Origin of the sequence: Xanthomonas vesicatoria ATCC 35937 (assembly GCF_001908725.1) — a bacterium.
GTDB classification, from domain to species: Bacteria; Pseudomonadota; Gammaproteobacteria; order Xanthomonadales; family Xanthomonadaceae; genus Xanthomonas; species Xanthomonas vesicatoria.
In genome coordinates, this window is the sequence record NZ_CP018725.1 from 1,807,997 (window position 1) to 1,828,470 (window position 20,474).

Here is a 20,474-nt window from a genome sequence, read left to right on the forward strand (position 1 = left end):
AACGACGCCGATGGTGCCTGCCCTTCTCCCTGGGGTCAGGTCCTTGCACGGTCGCCCGGGCGATCACCGCACGCAGCCTGCCTGCCAGCAAAACACCTGGCGCACGGGAAGGCAGCAGCGACCGCCGCAGCGTCAATCTCCGACATTCACGCAGCTTGCCTCGCATCACGCTGCCTGCACCGGCAATGCATACCCCCCGAAGGGCTCACTGCAGTGCACGCGGATGGCTTGACGCACGCCGTTGCATGGCAGAAGGTGCGCCATCCCTCGCCCGTCGGTATGCCGCATGCGCCTTGTCCGCTTCCTCGCTCTTGCATGTCTGATCCTGCTCGGCGGCTGTGCCAGCAGCGGTTCCTGGGTGGAACTGGCCGGCGCGCGCTATCAAGTGGAGCTGGCGCAGAACGCTGCCGACCGCACCAAGGGGCTGATGTTTCGCGATGCCATGGACGAAGATCGCGGCATGCTGTTCATCCACGACCGCCAGGAACCGATGGCGTACTGGATGAAGAACACCAAGATCGCGCTGGACATCCTGTATTTCGACGACCAGCGCCGGCTCGTGTCGCAGCAGCGCGACGTGCCGCCGTGTTCGGCCGGCGATGCCTGCCCACCCTACCCCAGCAAGGCGCCGGCCCGTTATGTGCTGGAGCTCAATGCGGGCCAGGCGGCCAAGCTCAACCTTCAGGATGGCGCCGAGCTTGTTTTCAGCCCGGATATTCCCAAGCTGAAGTGATTCACAGCGATGCGGTGTCTCCTGTCAGGAAGTACCGGACTTGAACCCCGCGCCGCTTGCCGACACTCTTGTCGGCATGGTCGACATGCTCCCACTTCCCCATTGGACCGCACTCGCCAGCCTGGACGACGATGCGGTGCCGTTGATGTCCACCGCGCTACTGATCGCGCGCGACGAATATCCGCAGCTGGACGCCGAGCTGTACGACACGCTGGTGCAAAGCCACGTCGAGCATCTGCGCCGCGAGGTGGATGCGATCGATCTGTGGCCGCTGAAGATGGCGGCGGTCAATCGCTACCTGTTCGATGAGCTGGGCTATTCGGGCAATCACGACGAGTACTACGACCCGCGCAACAGCTATCTCAACCAGGTGTTCGAGCGCCGGCTGGGCAACCCGATCTCGCTGGCGATGGTGCAGATCGAAGTGGCCCGGCGCCTGGGCATCCCGCTGGCGGGCGTGTCGTTTCCCGGGCATTTCCTGGTGCGGCTGCCGGTGGACGACGGCGTACTGGTGATGGACCCCTTCAACGGCGGCCGCCCGCTGGGCGTGGACGAGCTGCGCGAACGCGCCCGCCCGCATCTGGGGGGCGAAATTCCCGACGACCGTGCCTTGGCGCAGATTCTCGACCCCGCCCCACACCGCGCAATCCTGATTCGCATCCTGCGCAATCTGCACGGCGTCTACGCCGACGCCGAGCACTGGGACCGCGCCGCACGCAGCGCAGACCGCATCCTGAAGCTGGTGCCCGACCAACCCGAAGCGCTGCGCGACCGCGGCATGGCCTACCTGCACCTGGGCCACCGCAACGGCGCGCGGCACGACCTGTCGCGTTATCTGCTGCTCAACCCCAGTGCGCAGGATGCCGCAAACCTGCACGAGCATCTGGTGGAATTGAACAGTCAGCGCGCGCACGCGCACTGACTTCGATTCCGCCGCGTCGTTAGCGTGGGCAGTAGCGATCCGTGCGATTGACGCCTCCTTCGTTCGATCACGACACAGTCGATAGTCGGCATCGAACGGGCACGTCAGCTTCCGCACATCTGCCCCTCAGTTGAGGACAGACACTACGGCGGCCTCAAGCCATCCGAATATCGGAGGCTCATGCGGTGAACTCCACCGGCTGCAGACGCGCGGCAAGCTCGCTGCTACTTCGCTCCTGACGCGTATGACTGGCCGCAATGCGCAGATCTGCGTAACTGAGGCGCTAGCCGTCTATCGAGCCTGGCGCGGCGCGTCAGCTGGCTCGACTCAATCGATCTCCACCATCTCGAAGTCGTCCTTGGTCACGCCGCAGTCCGGACAGGTCCAGGTGTCGGGCACGTCCTGCCAGGCGGTGCCGGGGGCGATGCCTTCTTCCGGGATGCCGTCGGCTTCGTGGTAGAGAAACCCGCAGACCACGCACATCCAGGTGCGATAGGTGGTGGTGGATGTGTCGCTCATCGGATAATCGCGGTCGTACAACGGTGGGACCTGCATTGTCCCATCCCCCACCCCGCTTTCGGAAGCGCTGCCATGCCCCAGTTGCAAGACGCCCGCGGCGTTTACCTGATCACCCCCGACGACGCCGATACGCAGCGCCTGCTTGCGCGTACGGCGCCGCTGTTGTCCAGCATCACCTGGCTGCAGTACCGCAACAAGCAGGCCGACACGGCGTTGCGGCGGCGGCAGGCCACAGCCCTGCGCGAGGCCTGCGCCGCGCAGGGCGTGCCGCTGATCATCAACGACGATGCGCAGCTGGCAGTACAGGTTGGCGCGCACGGCGTGCACCTGGGCGAAGACGATGGCGATGTGGGCGTCGCACGCGCTGTGCTGGGGCCACAGGCAATCATCGGGGTGTCGTGTTACGACGACATCGCGCGCGCACGCGCCGCCGTTGCGCGCGGTGCCAGTTATGTCGCATTCGGTGCGTTCTTCCAAACCACCACCAAGGTGACAACGCGCCGTGCCACGCCTGCGCTGCTGCAACAGGCCGCCGATCTCGGCGTGCCGCGCGTGGCCATCGGTGGCATTGCGCCTGCGCAGGTCGCTGGGCTGGTGACGGCAGGTGCCGATCTGATTGCCGTGGTCAGCGGCGTGTATGCAGCGCCGGACCCGGTCGCTGCCTTGCAGGCGTATCGGGCCGGATTTGCGCGTTAGCGGCTTGCGGGCGCAAGGACTGGACGCGCGGTGCCCGCACCGAGCAGCCGGCTGCCGTACATCGCGTCGATGACCCCGGTGGCGCGCGCAACGCCTGAAACCGAGGCGGCACCAGGGGTGCGACAGGATCGGCAAGCGACGAGGAAACCGCACCAAAATGGTGATCGGTGATCGATAAAGCGCTGACTCCGGTGCGTTCGCGCTGGTTTGCGCTTGCGGTCGCTGCGTTATCGCATTGCACGGATGCTGGCGCAGGAAGAGAGCGCCAGTGCTACATCCAACAAATCGTTGAACAGCCCGAGCAGATGCGTGGCGTTGCCGATGTCGCAGCATGAACGACCGCGGCGAGCGATTGGCGAGCAAATGCCTGGCGACCGTTTGCGTCATGTGCCGGTCGCGATTGCACCGCCACCTCGTACCAGCACAGTTGATGTCGATCAGAATGCATGACACACCATCACCGGCGCATACGAACCTTTATTCGGGCAGGCGAACAGACGCCCGCCCGCAGATAGAATTCATTTGCACAACGTCATGACATATTCTTTTTCGGAATGATTGTTTCGCATTTGAAGCGCAATCAAATTTCAGCTTGATGTCATTTTTAAGTCACTGACGACGATGACGTATGCCACCCAGGGTGGCCTTGACCGCCCGGGCTCGCCTGAGCACTTCGATTGCACGCTGAGAGTTCGCACTGTAGTTGCCCGGACCGTTGACGACGGCACGTGCGTCAGACCGTGTCTGCGTACAGCACGTGGACAGTTCTGTCGTATCGATCGAGGCGTTGCCCGGACATCAGCGACCACAGCGCTGTCATCGAGGCTGCCACGGCATGCATCCGTCGAATGATGTGCCGGCGGCAAGCACCGCATGTCGGCAGGCGCGAGCGCGGGCGGCAGCAAGCCGCTCTTCAGACCACAGCGAGGACATGCCGTGACGAAGATCCCTTCAACCAGCACGTCCCAGCCGCTGCACCTCAATGGTGCAGACGTCGTGATCGAGATGCCGCCATTACACGAGCATGAGCAGACGCGGCAACCTCCGGCTGCCCCTGCACTGTCGGGCCTGGATCGCAAACCTGCTATGCGACGTAGCAACGCGGAACGCAGCAAGGAGCTGGCAATACTGCCGACATCCACCGGCACACCGGTGAGAGTTCGCTGTTGCATGCCTCGGGCGCGTCAATACTGCATGGTGAAGAGAGCACGAGCGAACACTTCTTCGACGCCGAAGACTCCTTTTCGTCATCAGATTCGTCGTCCATTCCCCACGAACAACCTGCACCACGCAATCGGCCCATGCATGCAGATGCAGCCGCACCGACACGCGCCGCGCGCGTGGGCATGCTGGCTGCATCGATCGGAACCAGTGCAGCGCACGGCGTACGCACCGTACTGAGCCCAACCGCCGCCGCGGTGACGGCTGCAGCATGCGGCGTACTTCCGATCAGTTTCGATAAACAATATCTGGGTGCTGCGCTGGGGCATCTGGTGCACCAAACTAGCTCCGTGGGAACGACGACATTCGCGCGTGAGTTACTGGGTGAGGCCTTGTTTGCCGCTCTTCGCCAGCTTCCGCCCGAAGCAGTCGTCGCCATGCAGGCAGTCTCCGGCACACTGCAGTTGGCACTGCATACGCTGCGAAAGAACCGGGAAGACCGCAATCCCGACGCGGCTGCGCGCGGCTTCCACAACCTAAGTCTCGAACAGTGGGATGCGTTGTCCGTCGACGAGCAGCGAGCCAAGAAGATCGAGCAGCAGCATTACTCGGATCTGGTCACCCGGCTCGCACTGTGCGGCATCCCGAGCAATATCGCCGTAGGTGCAGCCTGCAAGGCATCCGGTCAACCGGAGATAGCGGCCAGGCTGCTGACCACCGATCTGAAGATCGCCGGGTACGCCGCGGCGCGCGACACCATCCAGGCGACATTTCGCATGGTGGGAATGCGCGGCCCCACCAACGGCGGCATCAGCGGTCCGCATTTTACCAGCGCCGGACGATTCTACGGCATGGCAAACACGCTGACCAATCTGGCAGCCAATGAAGTGGCATCCCCCGATCTTGCAGCGGCACGGCAACGCTGGGGAGGCCTGAACTCGCCTTTCAACAAGGGCCAGGCACTCAGGGTGATGGTACGTCAATCCGCAGTGTCGGCTGCATTGAATGCCGCCATGGAGACAGCGGATTGGCTCAACGTAACCCAGCACGAAGCCGAGCAAGCCGGGACACAGCAGTTCCTGGACCCCGCATGGAAGGGCAAGCGCGAGGACTACGAGCGGGTCATGGATCAGTCGATCACCCGCACCGCGGCAATCAACTCCAATATCGCACTCGGTACTGCCGTCAACATGATTGGCACGTGGCTCGGCTTATCGTCCGCTCGCAGCGCCTTGCTTGCCAATACGATGAGCGGGGTTGCTGCCGGCCTGCAATACAAGATCATCGGCGCGACCTGGCAGGCCGAGGCGGCGGTCCGCGAGGCCGAAGCGCTTCGCCCGCAGGCGTGATAAGAGCGGCCGAACCGAACACGCTGTCGGCCCTCATTCACAACTACTGTGAGGTTATCCATCGCCTCAAGCGTCATATCCGCGGCGACCGACGCACATCCGCCGGTCGCCGCGGCTATTCCGTTTCATCGTGCTGCAGGCTTTGGAGTGGCTAACACAAGGTAGCGAGTGGTCGTGAGTTGGGCATGGATGGTACGAAGGAAACGCAGTGTATGAGTAATACCTACAGATGCCCGGTACCGGCCGCGCAGTCGTTTTGTTAGCTGCTTTTCGTGCACTTGCGACACACCATGCTGAAATGCTTTGCATGGCGTGTACTGCATCATATGCACTACCGCAGTCGCAGCAGCGTTACTCGTCCACCACACCACGCCTGATCAGAATCGCGTGAATGGCATGCGCATATTTGTCGCGCTCCGCGGGCGTTTCGGAATGATAGGCGCCGACAGCGGCCCAGGTGTTACCGTACCTATTGGTCATCTCGCGTAACCGCCAGGCAGCGACATACACGCTGACACATGGCTGCATCAGCGCGTCCCTGGAGATGCCGTAGCTGGAAAGACGTCGCAGATGGATCGAATTGATCTGCATCTTTCCATAATCGATCGTACCGTTGTTATTACGATGGATCGCGTCGGCGCGGCCACGTGATTCCTGCCAGGCAATGGCGCGCAATACCCATGGATTGACATGCTGGTAACCGGCAGCGTCTTCAAAACAATCTGCGCGTGCGAGCGGCGCAGCGCACAGCAACGCAGCCGCAATCAGCACGTGTCGCCCAGGGGCGCCGGCATGCCTGGCGCGCAGCGCGCACCATCGCAGGCTCACTGACATGTTGCTGGAGAGTGTCGCCCAAGGCTGCGGACGCCGAACATCCTTGCCGTGCACGGACGGGCGCATGGCCGGCGTAGCGGTCTCTGTCATGTCTATCACCTGATCGTCGTTGATTCCAGCAACGCAGCGGAGTGGGCACGTACCCCGATGGATCCAACACCCCGCTCAAGCGCGACACCATAACGATGCTTTGCGCACGCGTGCACACGCTGTACGAAGCGTCTATGACGTAAACGAAATTTCAGCACGCGTCGTCGCAACGCAGCTGTCTTGTGGCGTTTTTAACGCGAATTCTCCGTCGCAAAGTTCGCTAGGAAAAGCGTGCTTTCGCGTCCTAGCAGATGCGTTTCCGTCGCGTCTTCTACTTTGCGATCGGGAGCAACGTAGCGTCCCCATTGCGATTCTGCCGTCGCAATTTTCCGGCAACCCGCGATGTACCCAGTTCAATCACATGAGACGGGAATCACCATGGACTCATCTATCGGAAGCAACTATTCGAACATCAGTAATTTCAACACGATGGGCATCGGGCCCCAGCAATCTCAGGACTCCGGGCAGCGCTCGTCCTCCGCTGACTCCGAGCAGCAACTGGATCAGTTGCTCGCCATGTTCATTATGATGACGCTCCAGCAAAGCCAGGGCAGCGATGCAAATCAGGACTGCGGGAACGACGGACAGCAGAACGGTCAGCAGGAAGGCCTGAGTCCGCTGACGCAGATGCTGATGCAGATCGTGATGCAGCTGATGTAGAACCAGGGCGGCGCCGGCATGGGCGGTGGCGGTTCGGTCAACAGCAGCCTGGGTAGCAACGGCCTGGGCGGCGGTTTCAATGCCAACTTGTCTAGCATCAGCGGCCGAGCCTGATCGGCCGAAGCATGCAGGCTGCCGCGCGCTGCGACGGCCTGCATGCCGCAACGACGTCGACTGACCTGGATCAGTGCATCGATGCAGCTACCTTGCCGAGCGGATTGGCGCAGAAGCTCAGACCACAATCGACGCAGGTGCATGCGTTCCTTGCGGCGCCATCCGCGGCCAGGCCTGGTGCACCGTACGCAGCGTCGTTGCCCATATGGCAGGCATGCCCTCATCAACCGTTGCGTGATGGTTTCGGTCTGGTAACGCCACACCGCCTCGTCTCACCGCTTCAAGAAGTCTTCTTATATGCGAATACGTCCGGAAAATGGCTCGTCACATCCAGGCTACCGTCACGACTCATCTGACTACGGCCTTCCATACCAGGACGCTGGCGTCGACGCCGTCAATGGTGCTCGGCAACAAATGTCTGGATTTCTCGCCGATCTCTCCGAGTCGGCACAGGATCAACGGCGATACTCCGCCGCAGTCAGATTAGCGCGACAGAGCGGCGCCGCCGGTGCTGAAACTCATCGAACCACCCTCGCACAGCCGCCGGCCGAACGCAGGCGAGTAAGCCGCTCGCAGCCTCCTCACCTACACGAGATCCCGTACCCGAACTCAAGCGCCGACGCGCTCCATGGCGCGCAGCAACAGACGTCTGACTTTCTTAATCGTCTCTCCGGATTCGCCGGCGATCAGCGCCGCATGAATCACTCCCCCGCCTGGCTGCAGCAGCCTCCCCCCTCCACTCCAAGACCGTCTCCGGCAAGCCCGGAACAGCCACTGCCCGACAGCAGGCCAACAGGCCGCGTGCAATCTCCCAACCCGTACGACATCCCGTACCGCAATTCAGGCGCCGATGCAGTCAACGGCGCGCGGGAACAGATGTCCGGCTTTCTTAGGAGTCTCTCCGGAGTCGTCGACAATCAACGACGCATGGTTAACGCACCCATCCAGCCGCAGCAACCAGGCCCCGCCCAACCTCCTCGTCGTCCATAGTTTTGGCACGCCTGCACCACACCACCTGGTTTCCTGATCGCTTGACCACGTAAACCACACGACAGGTCGCGCCCTTGCGTGCCCCACCGTTTCAAGGAGCCTGCAGATGCAAATCTACCCGGAATATGCTCGGTTCAACCCTGGCTACGGTTCAGGACAGAATGACCCCGACTACGACCTTCCGTACCCGAACGCTGGCGACGACGCCGTCAATGGTGCGCGGCAGCAGATGTTTGGATTTGTCGACGATATGTCCGGATCAGCCGAAGATCAACAGCGCATCAATAACGCGCCCATCCCGCCGTGGCAGACCGGAGCCGCCACCCCAGGCACGCGTTCAGCCAACACCGAACAGCAACTAGACCATCTGCTTGCCCTGTTTATTTCGATGTTGCTCCAGCAGAGCCAGGGCGGTAGCGAGACGATGCAAGAGAACCGCGCTCCAGGATCTCAGCACGAACATCAGGGCAACCCGAGTCCACTCACGCTGATGTTGATGCAGATCGTGATGCAGTTGGCTCAAAGTCCAAACGGCAGCACCAACTAAGAGCGGCTAGCAAAACGTAGCGAGCGATGCCAGGTGGGTGCGGGCGCTGCGCTCGGGACCGCAGTGTACGAGTGGTACATGCCGCACCGAGCACAGGCCGCGCCCGCCTGGCGGCCGAGCAGTCGTTTTTTAGCTGCCCTAAATCGGTGCTCACCAGGTTGATGTGGTGATCGCAAGACGGGCGCCTTCGCGCCGGGAATTCAAAAATCGTGGTTGCCACGGTCCGATCACGTGCCCCGGCCGCGCCGGCGTCACGTGAGTATCTTCATGTATCAGCGCTCAAGGAGTGCGAACGGCTGTGCTTGATGGATACCGCAGCTTCATGCCGCATGCGCGCGGTAAGCGCATCCATGCACTCCGGTCGCCGCTCAGGGCGAGACGATATGCGGCGTCAGCAAGAACAACCGCTGCAGTCGCGAGCCACTCTGCTGGCGATGCTTGAACAGGTTGCCGATCAATGGAATCTTGGACAGACCCGGGACCTTGTTCAGATCGGTCTGATCGGTGTCGGAGGCATAACCGGCGATCAGCAGGCTCTGGCCTTCGTTGACGAATGCCTGCGTGGTGATCTCGCTGGAGGTGATGACGGGAATGCCATCGACCGTATTTGCACCCAACTGTCCGTCTTCGATACGCACGTCCAGACGCATCTGCCCATTCGACGACCCTGGCACCACACTCGGCAATACCCGTAACGAAACCCCGGCAGACAGGTTGTAGAGATCTGCCGAGGCATAGCCGCTGACGCGGACGAATGCCTGCTGCTTGTGGTCCATCACCGCTTCCACATTGTCCAGTGTCGCCACCTGCGGGGTGGAGACGATCTTGGCCTTGTTGGTCTGCTCGAGCGCCGACACGCGCGTCATCAGGTAGCGCCCTGCATCGCCCAGGACAGCGGTCAACGTGCCGCCCAACGGGGAGGTTGCACCGGCGGCCGCTGCGCCGCTCAAGGTGCCATCGTAGCCAAGCTGGCCGCCCCGTCCATCGCCGGTCTGCACGTCGACACGTCGGCTATGGAAACGCCAATCCACGCCCAGATCCTGCATGGCGCCGTCGCGGATCTCGATGATGGTGGCATCGATCTGCAGCAGCTTGGGCCGGTTGTCGAGCTGCTGGATCAAGGTGCCGTAAGCGGCCATTCGCTCCGGACGGTCGCGAATGAGGATGGAGTTGGTGCGTGGGTCGGCTTCGATCACCGGCGCATCGGACGCCGGCTCTCCGCCGCCGGTGTCCACCGCCAGCGGCCCATCGCGTCTGGCCGGGCTCATCTCAGGCCAGACACTGGCCGGCGCATTGGTGCCGCCACTGCCCGGCAATGGCGGGCTGACCGGCACCCGATCGGAGGGCGACCCACCGCCGAACCACGATGCAGGCAACCCGAGGATGCCATTGTTGCTGGCACCGCCAGTCTGGCCCTGGGCCGCATTGCCGAAGGCATTGGACGAGCCACCGCCGATCGGTTGCACCCGCCCGAAATTGACGCCCGGCCCGGGCAGCGCCGTCGTGGTGGCGCCACGTGCGCCGTACATGCTGCGCAACAGGCTGGCCATGCCCGGCACCTGGACGTCCTGCCCACCGATCCGGGTACTGTGATCGGCCGCCTGCGCGTAATGCAGCTGAAACACCTGTACGTCGGTGGCGTCGCGTTGGCGCGCGCTCTGCTCGACCTGCTTGGCGATCGCGGTAACGGTATCCACGTAACCCGGCGGGCCGGACACCACCGCCACGTGCGCTGCCTCGTCGTAGCGGACCGGAAAGCGCGGATCATCCAGCCGCATGCGCGCAAGCGCATCGCGCAGCGCAGTCGTCGATGCAGCGCCCAGATTCAAGGTCGCATTCTTGGTTTCGTTGGCGCCCCAGATTCTGAGCACAGAACCGTCGTAGTACCAGACGAAGCCGAACGTCGCAGACAGATCGTCGAGAAATTTCTGCGGGCTGGCCTCGAACTTGCCGCTGAGCGTGCCGGTCACCTCCGGCGAGATCCAGGTGGTGATGGATTGGCTGGCGGACAGGTCGCGCAGGACCTCCTTGAGATCCTTGTGGTCGGCGACGTATTTGAAACTGTGCGAATGCCACGGCACCTGCGCGGCATTGGCATGCGACGGCAATAGCGGCAGCAGGCCGAGCAGCAATGCGGCGGCCACTGGCGCGCGTCGATGGCAGTGAACTGGAGGACCGGCGTATGCCATGGCGTTCCCTCTGCGAGGCAGTGAAAGAAGTCGATAGGGCCACACCTGGCATGCAGGCGACGGCCGGGGAGTGCGTGCTGCGCGCAGCGCCGGGCTGCGCAACTTAGCGTCGGACAGCGCATCTTGGGCGCGTGCAGTCAGTGTAGGCAGTGCACGGCCGTCGATGTCTCAAAAATAATCAATTCGATGCGCCTCCCTTGCCGCCGACGTTGGCGGCATCGTGCAATTGCTGCTGGAAGTGGAAAAAGCCGAGTGCATCACCGGATTGCGCAATGAATACGCTGGTCAGCAAAGCGAGCAGCAACAGCGCCAGTACCCCGCGGATGGGTTGACTCAGATTGGATGGTTCCAGTTTGTCTGCAGCGCGTGCGACAAAGCCGATGGCCAGATCCACCAGCACCAGCACCAGCAACAGGGGCGCGGAGAGCTTGACGATTGCGGCCATCATGCCGTCGGTCTGCTGGATGACGAAGGTCTCGGAGACCGCACTCATGTCGGGGGTGAGCTGGCTCAGCGGCCACCAGCGAAACGATTCGAACAGCGCACCGAGCAGCATCAGCATGCCGCCCAGTGCGTAGAAGGACACGATCGCCAGCTGCATCAACACCGTGGAAACCGGCGTGCTCTGCTCACCGCTCAACGGGTTGGTCATCTGGACGTTGTTGTAGCCAGCCACATCATCGATGAGCAGGCCCACGCTCTCTGCAACCCAGAACACGGTCGAAGCGGCGAACCCGATCAGCAGGCCGATGAACGCTTCCTTGAACACCAGCCCCACCAGGCCGGTCGCCTCGATCCTGGCCAGCGCATCGGCCGGCTGTCCGTATGCGATAAACGAGCTCAGTACATAGATCACGCCGTTGCGCGCCATGCCGGGAAGACTGTCCTGCGCCGTTGCCGGCAGCACGAAGAACATCACGAACACGCGCACCCCGCACAGCGCCAACAGGGTCAGCAGCGACACGCCCTGGGATGAGAGCGCCAGCAGCGCGTTGGCGGTGTCGTTCATTGCCCAGCTCCACGCGCGGCACGATGCAATCGCAACCCGAGCAACGCTTCAATCGCGTCGTCTTCCTCCGCCGCTTCGCGTTGCGCCTGCCAGGCGCGCTGCGCGCTGGCGGCTTTTTCTGCATACACCTGCGCCTGCGCCTGCAGCTTGCTGATTGTCCGTTGCACGGTTGCCGTCTCATCGCGCGCGTGCTGCAACGCCTGCCTCGCCGTGGCCAGCGTTTGCTCCGCGGCGCGGCAGCGCTCTTCCAGCACCGTGCGAAAGTGCTGGTGTTGCAGGATCGCCTCGATACCGATCGGCTCGCCTGCGGCAGCCTTGTCGGCGAGCGCGGTGTCGAATGCGTCCAGACGCGCGACGCAGGCGTCGACCTCTTGCGTGCAGCTGAGGCACTCGCGGTCGCGCTGTTCCACCGCGCGCGCGCATTCGCTCAGGCGCGCCTGCATCCGCTCGTAACGACGCGTTTTCAGCTGCTGTAACGTCGTCCAGGTGCTGGCACGCTTACGCATCGTCGATCACACCGGCAAGCTGGTCCAGGGTGGTGTCGTAGTCGCTGAGCTGATCGGTGGACTGGCTGAGGAAGTCGCGAATCGCGTCGATCCTGGCAATCGCCTCGTCGGCCACCGCATCGCTACCCTGCCGGTATTCGCCGACCTGCAACAAGGTTTCCACCTCATTGTGCTTGGCCAGCAGACGCCGCAACTGGCCGGCGTACTGGCGTTGCTCGGCAGACACGATCTGGCTCATCACCCGGCTCAGGCTCCCCAGCACGTCGATGGCCGGGTATTGGTTTTTGGCCGCGATCTCGCGCGAAAGAATCAGATGACCATCCAGGATGCCGCGCACTTCTTCGGCGATCGGATCGCTGCCGGTGTCGTCCTCGGCCAGCACGGTGTAGAACGCGGTGATCGAGCCCGTCTCGCCCATGCCGGCACGTTCGAGCAGGCGCGGCAATTCGGCGAACACCGACGGCGGAAAGCCGCGACGTGTGGGCGGCTCGCCGGCGGCCAGGCCGATCTCGCGTTGTGCGCGCGCAAAGCGCGTCAGCGAATCCATCATCAGCAGAACACGCAGGCCCTGATCGCGAAAGTATTCGGCGATGGCGGTGCCGACATAGGCGGCCTTGGCGCGCTCGATGGAGGAGCGGTCGGAGGTGGCGCACACCACCACGCTGCGCGCCAGACCGTCTTCGCCGAGGATCATCTCGATGAATTCGCGCACCTCGCGTCCGCGTTCGCCGATGAGCACGATCACGTTGACATCGCACTGCGTGCCGCGCGCGAACATCCCCATCAAGGTGCTCTTGCCGACGCCGGCTGCGGCGAAGATGCCCATGCGCTGACCTTCGCCCAGCGTCATCAGGCCATCGACGATCCGCACGCCGGTTGGCATGGGCTGTTCGATCAGCCGCCGGCGCATGGGGTCGGGCGCCTGCGCCTGGATCTGTACCCACTCCTCGCAGTCGACCGGTCCCTGCCCGTCCGCCGGCTCGCCCAGGCCATCGAGCACGCGCCCCAGCAGCGCCGAGCCGACCGGCACCGCCAATGGGCGACCGGATCCGATCACGCGCGTTTCGCGCGACAACCCCACCAATTCGCCAAACGGCGCCAGCAAGGCAAGAGTGCGGCTGAAGCCCACCACCTCGGCGCGCTGCAACAGCGTGCCATCGCGCTGGCGCAACTCGCACACCTCGCCCAGGCTGACCTGTACACCGGCGACCTTGAGCATGGTGCCGATCACCTCGACCACCTTGCCGTAGCGACGACCGAATGCGAGCGCAGTCAGTTCGCGCTCGAGCGTTGCTTCCAGCACCGGCATCTCAGCAGGCATCCGGCACCGCCTGCTGCGTGGCCAGGACGCGACGGATGACGCGCTGGATGCTGCGCAGTTGGGCGCGCAGGTCGGCCTCGAACACGCCGGTGTCCCATTCGCACACGCAGGCGCCCAGGGCCAGGTCCGCATCGCCGCACAGTTCCACCTGCAGCCTCCAGCCTGCGGCGGCCGCCGCCGCGTCGAAGGCGCGCCGGGCGTCGTCCAACGCATCGGGATGCACGCTCACCCGCAAGGCGCTTGCCTCGTCCAGGGCGCCGTCCAGCGCCTGTGCAGCGCGCGCGTACAGTGCCGCCGGATCGTGCCCATGCAAAACCTGCTCGCAGGCGCGCGCGACGATCTCGGCCAGGCGCGCGCGTGCACGCTGCGCAGCATCCTCGGTTGCGAAGACATGGCGCAGGCCGCGCTCGTTCCACTCATCCAATTGACGGCGCAGCCCGGCGGCATAGCCCAGGCGCGCACTGCGCTCGGCCTTGTCCTGGGCATCGTTGAGGATCGCCTCGGCCTGCTGTTGAGCGTCGTCGATCAGCGTCTGTGCATGTGCCTCGGCCTCGGCAAGGGTCTGCGCGCAACGGGCGTGCACCTGCGCGGTCGCCGCGTCCAATGCCAACACCTCGGCCAGCGCCTCGCGCGGGATGACGTCGCAATCCAGGCCGACGGCGTCGGGCGTGGATCTCAGCCACAGACGCATGACAACTCCGGCAACAGGGTGGGAAGCACCTGCAGGAATGCATCGCTGTGGCTATCTGCGCTGACGCGCGCCACCTGCGCCGCGCCCAGCGGCAAGCCCAGCGCCAGCACCTTAGCCACGCCGGGATCGGGCCACACGCCATCGGCTTCCAAGCGCCGCCAGCCATCGCCGATCCACGTCGCCTGATCGGCATCGTGCGGCAGCAGCGGTACCGGCAGGCCGCCGACCGCACGATGGCGTATGTGTTCAAGCACCGCCGGCCCCACCTGCTGCTCGAACCAGGTCAGGCGCTCGCGCTCGATGCAGCGTCGTAGCGCCAGCGCGCGCGAAAACAACGCACGGCTCATCAACACCTTGGCGAGCAGCTCGGGCGCGAGCACGACCAGCCGGCTGGCAAGCGAACCAGACGCACTCACCGGCACGCCCGACCATCCCGACCATGCCTGGATCACGCGCAAACGCCGCTGCGTTGGCGCACGTTCCCAGCCCGACGCAGCCACCGGACCCAGCCAATGCGCTACCCGGTCCGCATCCAGCGATCGCGCCAGGACGGAGATGGCCGCCGTCGATCGTTGAAGCCACAGTGCTGCACCTTCGATACGTGCGTTGTCGATCCCTGCATCGTCCATCGGCCGGCCTCACCCAGCATTCTTTCTGGTCAACGCGCGTAGCCGCTGCCAGCCGCCCCAGCGGCGCGCATCGGCGCTCGGCCACCAGTACAGCACCGCCGCAACGACCGCCACGCACAGCGCCAGCGCGCATCCGGCCAGCCATGGCCATGCCCAGGTGCGCGGGGGCGCCGATGCAGGGAGCTGCGCATCGCTTTCGGCCCCACCTGGCACCAGGGTGACACTGACATTTTCGTAGGTCAGTCCTTCCACGCTGTGCATCACCAGCGTCTTGATGCTGGGTACCAGGCTGGTCAGATCGCTACCGACGCGAAACTTGATGAACACCGCAGCGCTCGAGGGTTTGACCGAGGTGGATAGCGGGTCGTTGTTGGGAAGCACGATCTCCACATCGGCGGCGATGACGCCATCGATGTTGGACAAGGTCTGCGACAGCTGCTGGGAGACACCATAGATGAAACGCACGCGTTCCTCGGTGGGCGTGGAGATCAGGCCATCTTTCTTGAACATCTCGCCAAGATTGGCGTGGCGCTCATGCGGCATGCCATGCGCGCGCAGGACCTCCAACGAGTACGCAACCTGTGCGTGCGGCGCGTTGATCGCCCAGGTCTTGCCGTCATCGGGGGTGACCTTTTCCGCATCTACACCGGCAGTCAGCAGCACGGCGAGCATGTCATTGGCGTCGTTCTCGGTCAGCCCGGAATAGAGCTGCTGATCGCAGCCAGACAACAGCAGTGCAAGCAACAACACCACCAGATATCTGAGCTTTGGCATGCTATTGGTTCTTGAACAATGTCTGCACGGCGTTCTTGCCCGACTGCGCCACGCCGACGCTCACGTTGAGGTTGAAGCCGACCATCGTCAGCTCGTGCATCAGCTTCATCTGTTGCGACGCCATTTCCTGCAGGCCCATGGTCGGCGCCTGCATGCTGAAGGCATCGATGTGCTCGGTAACGGTCCGTACGCCATCGTTCTGCACATCGATCATCCGGCTCATCATGCTCGGCTCCCCCACACGCTGCATGGCAGGCGGCAATGGGCTGGAGGACTGCATGAGTGCCTGAAAGCGGTTGACGAGCGCCTGGTTGGGTGCCGCCGTCGGCGACACCGCTTGCATGGACAGGCCGGTATTGGCAGTGATTGGTGCGACAGGAGGAATGAGCGTCATACGCTGCTCCGCAGGCTGGGTGAAGTCCGGGTCAGGCGCGCAGATACTGCGCGTTGGGAACTTCCATTGGCGCCGCGGAATCGACCGGCGCCTCTACCGGCATGGGCGTTGGGGTGTAGCGCCCGGACAGCGCCTTGACCAGGCCGACGGCGTCGGCGTCGGCGTCCTCTTCGATCAGCCCTTCTGCAACGCCGTGCCACGACTGGTCGCCCACCGCAAACAGGCAGCAGGCATACAGGGCCTTGCACAGCGGCTTGGAGCCGGCATCGGCCTCCATCTCGCGCAGCAGTCGTGAGCCCTCCAGATAATTGCCGCGCTTGATGGCCATCCACGCATCGAAGGTATCCAGCGCCTTCAACTCTGGCCGTAGCACGCGCACGGCGGCCAGCAACGCTGCGGCCTCATCGAGTTTTTCATGGGTCAGCCCAACCGTGATCAGTTCGATCAGCCCACTTACCACCGGGCCGGGACATTCGATCTTTTCCATACCGCACCTCGTCTTCAATGGCTGTGGACAGCATGCATGGATAACGCTACGCGTCCTGGCGGAAGAAGACTTTTCAGAAGCGAACATCGGAATGCTGTCGCGAACAAACAGTACCGGCTTCGCCCACCCGCGCACGCGTTCGCCTCACAGGCGGATTGTCCGACCGTGGCTCAACCACAATCGGCGAGCAGCATCAGCGGCCTGAGGGCGCCATGTCGGACGAAAAGACCGAGAAACCGACCGAGAAGAAACTGCAGGATGCGCGCAGGGACGGGGAAATTCCGATCAGCCCGGACGTCACCGCTGCCGCAGTCCTGCTGGCCGCGCTGCTGGTGATGAAACTGGCAGGCAGCTATTTTGTCGAACATATGAACGCACTGGTGTCGATCGGTTTCGATTTCACCGCCAATACGCGCGATGCCACCGCATTGAATCGTGCGCTTGCTCGCATCGGCATCCAGGGAGCGTTGCTGACTCTGCCGTTCGTGGTCGCCTGCCTGGCCGCCGGATTGATCGGCACCTTTCTGCAGACCGGGCTCAATGCCTCGCTCAAACCGGTCACGCCAAAGTTCGATTCGCTCAATCCCGTGAACGGCGTCCAAAAACTCTTTTCGTTGCGAAGTCTCATCAACCTATTGAAGTTGGGCATCAAGGCGGCCGTGATCGGCGTTGTTCTGTGGTATGGCCTTCGGGCGCTCATGCCGACGATCATCGGACTCGCCTACCAGCCTGTGCCCGACATCGCACAGATCGGCTGGCGCGCACTGGGCATCCTGAGCGCGCTGGCGGTCCTGGTGTTCGTGCTGGTCGGCGCAGCGGACTGGAGCATCCAGCATTGGCTGTTCATTCGCGACAAACGGATGAGCAAGGACGAGCAGAAGCGCGAACACAAGGAAAGCGAAGGCGACCCGGAAGTGAAGGGAAAGCGCAAGGAATTCGCCAAGGAGCTGGTGTTCGGCGACCCGCGCGAACGCGTCGCCAAGGCCAAGGTGATGGTGGTCAATCCGACCCATTACGCCGTTGCGCTTGCCTACGAACCGGACGGCTTCGGTCTGCCGCAGGTGGTTGCAAAGGGCGTGGACGATGGTGCGCTGGAACTGCGTGCCTATGCGCACAACCAGGGTATTCCGATCGTGGCGAACCCGCCGTTGGCCCGCGCGCTGCATCTGGTCGAACTGGGCGAGGCGGTGCCCGAATCGCTGTTCGAAACGGTGGCGGTGGTGCTGCGCTGGGTCGATGAGCTGGGCCGCGACAACGATGACGGCAGCGGTCCGCTGCCCTGCTAGGAGATCGCATGCGCCTGACACGGTATTTCGCATACACCGGTGAAGTGGCGATCGCCGCCCTGGTGGTGGCGGTCATCGGCTTGATGATCCTGCCGCTGCCCACCCCGCTCATCGATACGCTGCTGGGCATCAACATCACCCTGAGCGTGGTGTTGCTGATGGTCACGATGTATGTACCCGACTCGATTTCGCTGTCGTCGTTTCCCTCGTTGCTGCTGTTCACCACACTGCTGCGGCTGTCGTTGAACATCGCATCGACAAAATCGATCCTGCTGCATGCCGAGGCTGGCCACATCATCGAAAGCTTCGGCGAGCTGGTGGTTGGCGGCAACCTGGTGGTGGGCCTGGTGGTGTTCCTGATCATCACCACGGTGCAGTTCATCGTGATCGCCAAGGGCTCCGAGCGCGTGGCGGAAGTCGGTGCGCGCTTCACCCTGGATGCGATGCCCGGCAAGCAGATGAGCATCGATGCCGACCTGCGCGGCGGCAACCTGAGCGCAGACGAAGCGCGCAGCAAACGCGCGCGGCTGGCCATCGAGAGTCAACTGCACGGCGGCATGGATGGGGCCATGAAATTCGTCAAGGGCGACGCCATCGCCGGCCTGGTGATCACCATGGTGAACATTCTGGCCGGCATCGTGGTGGGCGTGACCTACCACGGCATGAGCGCGGGTGAGGCGGCCAACCGCTTTGCGATCCTGTCGGTGGGCGATGCGATGGTGTCGCAGATCGCCTCGCTGCTGATCTCGGTGGCGGCCGGCGTCATGATCACCCGCGTGGCCAACGAGAACGAGGCCAAGGTCAGCTCACTCGGGCTCGACATCGGACGCCAGCTCACCAGCAATGCGCGCGCCTTGCTGGCAGCCAGCGTCCTGCTTGCCTGCTTCGCGTTCGTTCCGGGGTTTCCGGCACTGTTGTTCCTGCTGCTGGCAGGGGCGGTGGGTGCGGGCGGCTATACGATCTGGCGCAAGCAACGCGACAGCAGCGGCACCGATCAACCCACGCTGCCATCGACCAGCCGCAAGGGCGCCAAAGGCGATGCGCCGCATATCCGCAAGAGCGCGCCGGATTTCGCCTCGCCCCTGTCGATGCGGCTGTCACCGCAACTAGCCGCCCGGCTTGACCCGGCGCTGCTGGACCAGGCGATCGAGAGCGAACGCCGGCAGCTGGTGGAGCTATTGGGCCTGCCGTTTCCCGGGATCGCGATCTGGCAGAGCGAGTCCCTGCAGGACCTGGAGTACGAAGTGCTGATCCACGACGTGCCGGAAACCCGCAGCGCGTTGAGCGATACAGCCGACATGCAGAAGGCGCTGGCCCAACAGGCCATCGCGCCACTGCATGCACGCGCGCATCTGTTCGTGGGCATCCAGGAAACCCAGTGGATGCTGGAACAGGTGGGCGCGGACTATCCCGGGCTGGTTGCAGAGGTCAACAAGGCCATGCCCGCCCAACGCATCGCCGACGTTCTGCGACGGCTGCTGGAAGAACGCGTCCCGGTGCGCAACATCAAGAGCATCCTGGAGAGCCTGGTGGTGTGGGGACCGAAGGAAAAGGATCTACTGATGCTGACCGAGTACGTGCGCTGCGATCTCGGTCGTTATCTTGCGCATACGGCGACCGCGGGAACCGGTCAGCTGCCTGCGGTGATGCTCGACCACGCGGTGGAACAGTTGATCCGGCAATCGATTCGCGCCACTCCGGCCGGCAATTTTCTGGCCCTGCCACCGGAGCAGGCCAATCAGCTGGTCGAGCAGGTGGAGCGCATCGTCGAAGATCAGGCGCGGCATCCGCTGGCGGTGGTTGCATCGATGGACGTGCGGCGCTACGTGCGCCGCATGATCGAGGCGCGCCTGAACTGGCTGGAGGTTTACTCGTTCCAGGAGCTTGGCGCAGAGGTGCAACTTCAGCCGATCGGAAGAGTGGTGGCCTGATGCGCAAGCCCCCCATCCGCCACGTGCGCATCCTGCCGATTGCCGGCGCGCCGGTACCGCCGCATACGGCTCCCACACCGGTAAGTGCAATGCAACGCGTCAGCTTCATGCAGCTGCGCCGGCGGGCGAGCAGCGTGCTGCCCGGATTGCCCGGCCCGCTGCTGCCGGAGGACGGCGACGACGATCCGCCCGAAGCGGCCGATGCTGCCAGCGACAGTGGCCGCCCTGCGCCGGTGCCAAGTGCGCCACCCCATCTTGATGACGGTACGCAACGACAGATCGCCCAGGGCGATGACGGCGATGCATTGGGGCGGCAGATCGCCACCGAATGGATCCGCACCCAACGCGCGCAGATGGCCATCCACCACATCGCGCTGCGCGTGGCCGATTTCTGCAATGCCAGCCCGGTCCGCGGTGCAGGCATCTGGGAGGCGTGGTTGGACATCAACCACGACATCCTGCCGCAGACCACGCTGTTCTTGCGGCTTTCGCCAGACCAGCTATCGCTTCGCTTCGACAGCGGCTCGCCGCAGACGCGCGAGGTACTTTGCAATGGTAAAGAACGTTTGGATACCGCATTGAGGGCTGCGCTCAGCGAGAGACTTCAGATCAGCATCGAGATCGTCTAGCGCCGCACATGCC

At 63.6% G+C, this 20,474-nt stretch carries 20 protein-coding genes and 2 other RNA genes; 9 read left to right on the forward strand and 13 right to left on the reverse strand.

The window, feature by feature from the left end; genetic code table 11:
* Positions 1 to 286 precede the first annotated feature (286 nt).
* Both BJD12_RS07820 and BJD12_RS07825 read left to right on the forward strand, forming a co-directional pair.
* Positions 287 to 733 carry a DUF192 domain-containing protein gene (locus BJD12_RS07820; RefSeq protein ID WP_005994528.1) on the forward strand — a complete coding sequence of 149 codons (447 nt, stop codon included), beginning with the start codon at positions 287 to 289 and terminating at the stop codon, positions 731 to 733.
* Positions 734 to 773: 40 nt separating this feature from the next.
* Positions 774 to 1,655, forward strand: a complete 882-nt coding sequence (locus BJD12_RS07825; RefSeq protein ID WP_039421356.1) for a SirB1 family protein — start codon at positions 774 to 776, stop codon at positions 1,653 to 1,655.
* A 327-nt stretch (positions 1,656 to 1,982) separates the two neighbouring features.
* On the opposite strand, the gene BJD12_RS07830 is transcribed toward BJD12_RS07825, so the two are convergent.
* On the reverse strand, positions 1,983 to 2,195 hold the full coding sequence (locus BJD12_RS07830; protein WP_039421375.1) for a rubredoxin: 213 nt from the start codon (positions 2,193 to 2,195) through the stop codon (positions 1,983 to 1,985).
* A gap of 51 nt (positions 2,196 to 2,246) precedes the next feature.
* Between BJD12_RS07830 and thiE the strand changes: the two genes are divergently transcribed.
* Both thiE and BJD12_RS24180 read left to right on the forward strand, forming a co-directional pair.
* Complete coding sequence (gene thiE / locus BJD12_RS07835; RefSeq protein ID WP_005994522.1) at positions 2,247 to 2,870, forward strand: thiamine phosphate synthase; 624 nt, start codon at positions 2,247 to 2,249, stop codon at positions 2,868 to 2,870.
* A gap of 1,166 nt (positions 2,871 to 4,036) precedes the next feature.
* On the forward strand, positions 4,037 to 5,380 hold the full coding sequence (locus BJD12_RS24180) for a hypothetical protein (protein ID WP_229003605.1): 1,344 nt from the start codon (positions 4,037 to 4,039) through the stop codon (positions 5,378 to 5,380).
* A 149-nt stretch (positions 5,381 to 5,529) separates the two neighbouring features.
* Here the strand turns inward: BJD12_RS24180 and BJD12_RS07850 are convergent.
* Together BJD12_RS07850 and BJD12_RS07855 are read right to left on the reverse strand one after the other, a co-directional pair.
* Positions 5,530 to 5,605: non-coding RNA, sX9 sRNA (locus BJD12_RS07850), on the reverse strand.
* A 126-nt stretch (positions 5,606 to 5,731) separates the two neighbouring features.
* Positions 5,732 to 6,304, reverse strand: a complete 573-nt coding sequence (locus BJD12_RS07855; protein WP_005994517.1) for a lytic transglycosylase domain-containing protein — start codon at positions 6,302 to 6,304, stop codon at positions 5,732 to 5,734.
* A 378-nt stretch (positions 6,305 to 6,682) separates the two neighbouring features.
* On the opposite strand from BJD12_RS07855, the gene xopA reads away from it, so the two are divergent.
* Positions 6,683 to 6,964 carry a XopA/Hpa1 family type III secretion system protein gene (gene xopA, locus BJD12_RS07860; protein WP_005994515.1) on the forward strand — a complete coding sequence of 94 codons (282 nt, stop codon included), beginning with the start codon at positions 6,683 to 6,685 and terminating at the stop codon, positions 6,962 to 6,964.
* A 1,210-nt stretch (positions 6,965 to 8,174) separates the two neighbouring features.
* Positions 8,175 to 8,615, forward strand: coding sequence for a hypothetical protein (locus BJD12_RS07865; protein ID WP_005994513.1), 441 nt, complete (start codon positions 8,175 to 8,177; stop codon positions 8,613 to 8,615).
* 4 nt (positions 8,616 to 8,619) lie between these two features.
* Here BJD12_RS07865 and BJD12_RS07870 read toward each other — a convergent pair.
* The 10 genes from BJD12_RS07870 to BJD12_RS07915 form a co-directional block, all read right to left on the reverse strand.
* A non-coding RNA gene (locus tag BJD12_RS07870) (sX9 sRNA) lies at positions 8,620 to 8,695 on the reverse strand.
* 288 nt (positions 8,696 to 8,983) lie between these two features.
* Positions 8,984 to 10,804, reverse strand: a complete 1,821-nt coding sequence (sctC, locus tag BJD12_RS07875) for a type III secretion system outer membrane ring subunit SctC (RefSeq protein WP_005994511.1) — start codon at positions 10,802 to 10,804, stop codon at positions 8,984 to 8,986.
* Positions 10,805 to 10,982: 178 nt separating this feature from the next.
* Entirely contained in the window at positions 10,983 to 11,813 is an 831-nt protein-coding gene (sctT, locus tag BJD12_RS07880; RefSeq protein WP_005994509.1) for a type III secretion system export apparatus subunit SctT, read from the reverse strand.
* Positions 11,810 to 12,319 (reverse strand): type III secretion protein HrpB7, encoded by a 510-nt coding sequence (locus BJD12_RS07885; protein WP_005994507.1) that lies wholly within the window; start codon positions 12,317 to 12,319, stop codon positions 11,810 to 11,812. Before BJD12_RS07885 ends, sctT begins: the two co-directional genes overlap by 4 nt.
* On the reverse strand, positions 12,312 to 13,640 hold the full coding sequence (sctN, locus tag BJD12_RS07890; RefSeq protein ID WP_005994505.1) for a type III secretion system ATPase SctN: 1,329 nt from the start codon (positions 13,638 to 13,640) through the stop codon (positions 12,312 to 12,314). The genes BJD12_RS07885 and sctN overlap by 8 nt, the downstream gene beginning before the upstream one ends.
* Positions 13,630 to 14,331 carry a type III secretion system stator protein SctL gene (sctL, locus tag BJD12_RS07895; RefSeq protein ID WP_005994503.1) on the reverse strand — a complete coding sequence of 234 codons (702 nt, stop codon included), beginning with the start codon at positions 14,329 to 14,331 and terminating at the stop codon, positions 13,630 to 13,632. Before sctL ends, sctN begins: the two co-directional genes overlap by 11 nt.
* Complete coding sequence (locus BJD12_RS07900; RefSeq protein WP_039421382.1) at positions 14,316 to 14,945, reverse strand: type III secretion protein HrpB4; 630 nt, start codon at positions 14,943 to 14,945, stop codon at positions 14,316 to 14,318. Before BJD12_RS07900 ends, sctL begins: the two co-directional genes overlap by 16 nt.
* Positions 14,946 to 14,969: 24 nt before the next feature.
* Positions 14,970 to 15,734, reverse strand: coding sequence for a type III secretion system inner membrane ring lipoprotein SctJ (gene sctJ / locus BJD12_RS07905; protein ID WP_005994499.1), 765 nt, complete (start codon positions 15,732 to 15,734; stop codon positions 14,970 to 14,972).
* A gap of 1 nt (position 15,735) precedes the next feature.
* Entirely contained in the window at positions 15,736 to 16,128 is a 393-nt protein-coding gene (locus BJD12_RS07910) for a type III secretion protein HrpB2 (RefSeq protein ID WP_005994497.1), read from the reverse strand.
* Positions 16,129 to 16,159: 31 nt separating this feature from the next.
* Complete coding sequence (locus tag BJD12_RS07915) at positions 16,160 to 16,615, reverse strand: HrpB1 family type III secretion system apparatus protein (protein ID WP_005994495.1); 456 nt, start codon at positions 16,613 to 16,615, stop codon at positions 16,160 to 16,162.
* 212 nt (positions 16,616 to 16,827) lie between these two features.
* Here BJD12_RS07915 and sctU point away from each other — a divergent pair, with 212 nt between their 5' ends.
* The 3 genes from sctU to sctP are packed head-to-tail and all read left to right on the forward strand — an operon-like array spanning position 16,828 to position 20,461.
* Positions 16,828 to 17,901 (forward strand): type III secretion system export apparatus subunit SctU, encoded by a 1,074-nt coding sequence (gene sctU, locus BJD12_RS07920; protein WP_005994490.1) that lies wholly within the window; start codon positions 16,828 to 16,830, stop codon positions 17,899 to 17,901.
* 8 nt (positions 17,902 to 17,909) lie between these two features.
* Positions 17,910 to 19,832 (forward strand): FHIPEP family type III secretion protein, encoded by a 1,923-nt coding sequence (locus BJD12_RS07925; protein WP_005994488.1) that lies wholly within the window; start codon positions 17,910 to 17,912, stop codon positions 19,830 to 19,832.
* Entirely contained in the window at positions 19,832 to 20,461 is a 630-nt protein-coding gene (gene sctP, locus BJD12_RS07930; RefSeq protein WP_042828244.1) for a type III secretion system protein SctP, read from the forward strand. Before BJD12_RS07925 ends, sctP begins: the two co-directional genes overlap by 1 nt.
* The last annotated feature ends 13 nt before the right edge of the window (positions 20,462 to 20,474 follow it).

What these genes read in the sequence shown, in the direction of transcription:
- sctU (WP_005994490.1), top strand. Translation starts at nt 16,828, where the DNA reads ATGTCGGACGAAAAGACCGAGAAACCGACCGAGAAGAAACTGCAGGAT.
- sctL (WP_005994503.1), bottom strand. Translation starts at nt 14,331, where the DNA reads ATGCGTCTGTGGCTGAGATCCACGCCCGACGCCGTCGGCCTGGATTGC.
- BJD12_RS07910 (WP_005994497.1), bottom strand. Translation starts at nt 16,128, where the DNA reads ATGACGCTCATTCCTCCTGTCGCACCAATCACTGCCAATACCGGCCTG.
- BJD12_RS07915 (WP_005994495.1), bottom strand. Translation starts at nt 16,615, where the DNA reads ATGGAAAAGATCGAATGTCCCGGCCCGGTGGTAAGTGGGCTGATCGAA.
- BJD12_RS07855 (WP_005994517.1), bottom strand. Translation starts at nt 6,304, where the DNA reads ATGACAGAGACCGCTACGCCGGCCATGCGCCCGTCCGTGCACGGCAAG.
- BJD12_RS07820 (WP_005994528.1), top strand. Translation starts at nt 287, where the DNA reads ATGCGCCTTGTCCGCTTCCTCGCTCTTGCATGTCTGATCCTGCTCGGC.
- sctN (WP_005994505.1), bottom strand. Translation starts at nt 13,640, where the DNA reads ATGCCTGCTGAGATGCCGGTGCTGGAAGCAACGCTCGAGCGCGAACTG.
- BJD12_RS07925 (WP_005994488.1), top strand. Translation starts at nt 17,910, where the DNA reads ATGCGCCTGACACGGTATTTCGCATACACCGGTGAAGTGGCGATCGCC.
- thiE (WP_005994522.1), top strand. Translation starts at nt 2,247, where the DNA reads ATGCCCCAGTTGCAAGACGCCCGCGGCGTTTACCTGATCACCCCCGAC.
- BJD12_RS07885 (WP_005994507.1), bottom strand. Translation starts at nt 12,319, where the DNA reads ATGCGTAAGCGTGCCAGCACCTGGACGACGTTACAGCAGCTGAAAACG.
- BJD12_RS07865 (WP_005994513.1), top strand. Translation starts at nt 8,175, where the DNA reads ATGCAAATCTACCCGGAATATGCTCGGTTCAACCCTGGCTACGGTTCA.
- sctC (WP_005994511.1), bottom strand. Translation starts at nt 10,804, where the DNA reads ATGGCATACGCCGGTCCTCCAGTTCACTGCCATCGACGCGCGCCAGTG.
- sctT (WP_005994509.1), bottom strand. Translation starts at nt 11,813, where the DNA reads ATGAACGACACCGCCAACGCGCTGCTGGCGCTCTCATCCCAGGGCGTG.
- sctJ (WP_005994499.1), bottom strand. Translation starts at nt 15,734, where the DNA reads ATGCCAAAGCTCAGATATCTGGTGGTGTTGTTGCTTGCACTGCTGTTG.
- sctP (WP_042828244.1), top strand. Translation starts at nt 19,832, where the DNA reads ATGCGCAAGCCCCCCATCCGCCACGTGCGCATCCTGCCGATTGCCGGC.
- xopA (WP_005994515.1), top strand. Translation starts at nt 6,683, where the DNA reads ATGGACTCATCTATCGGAAGCAACTATTCGAACATCAGTAATTTCAAC.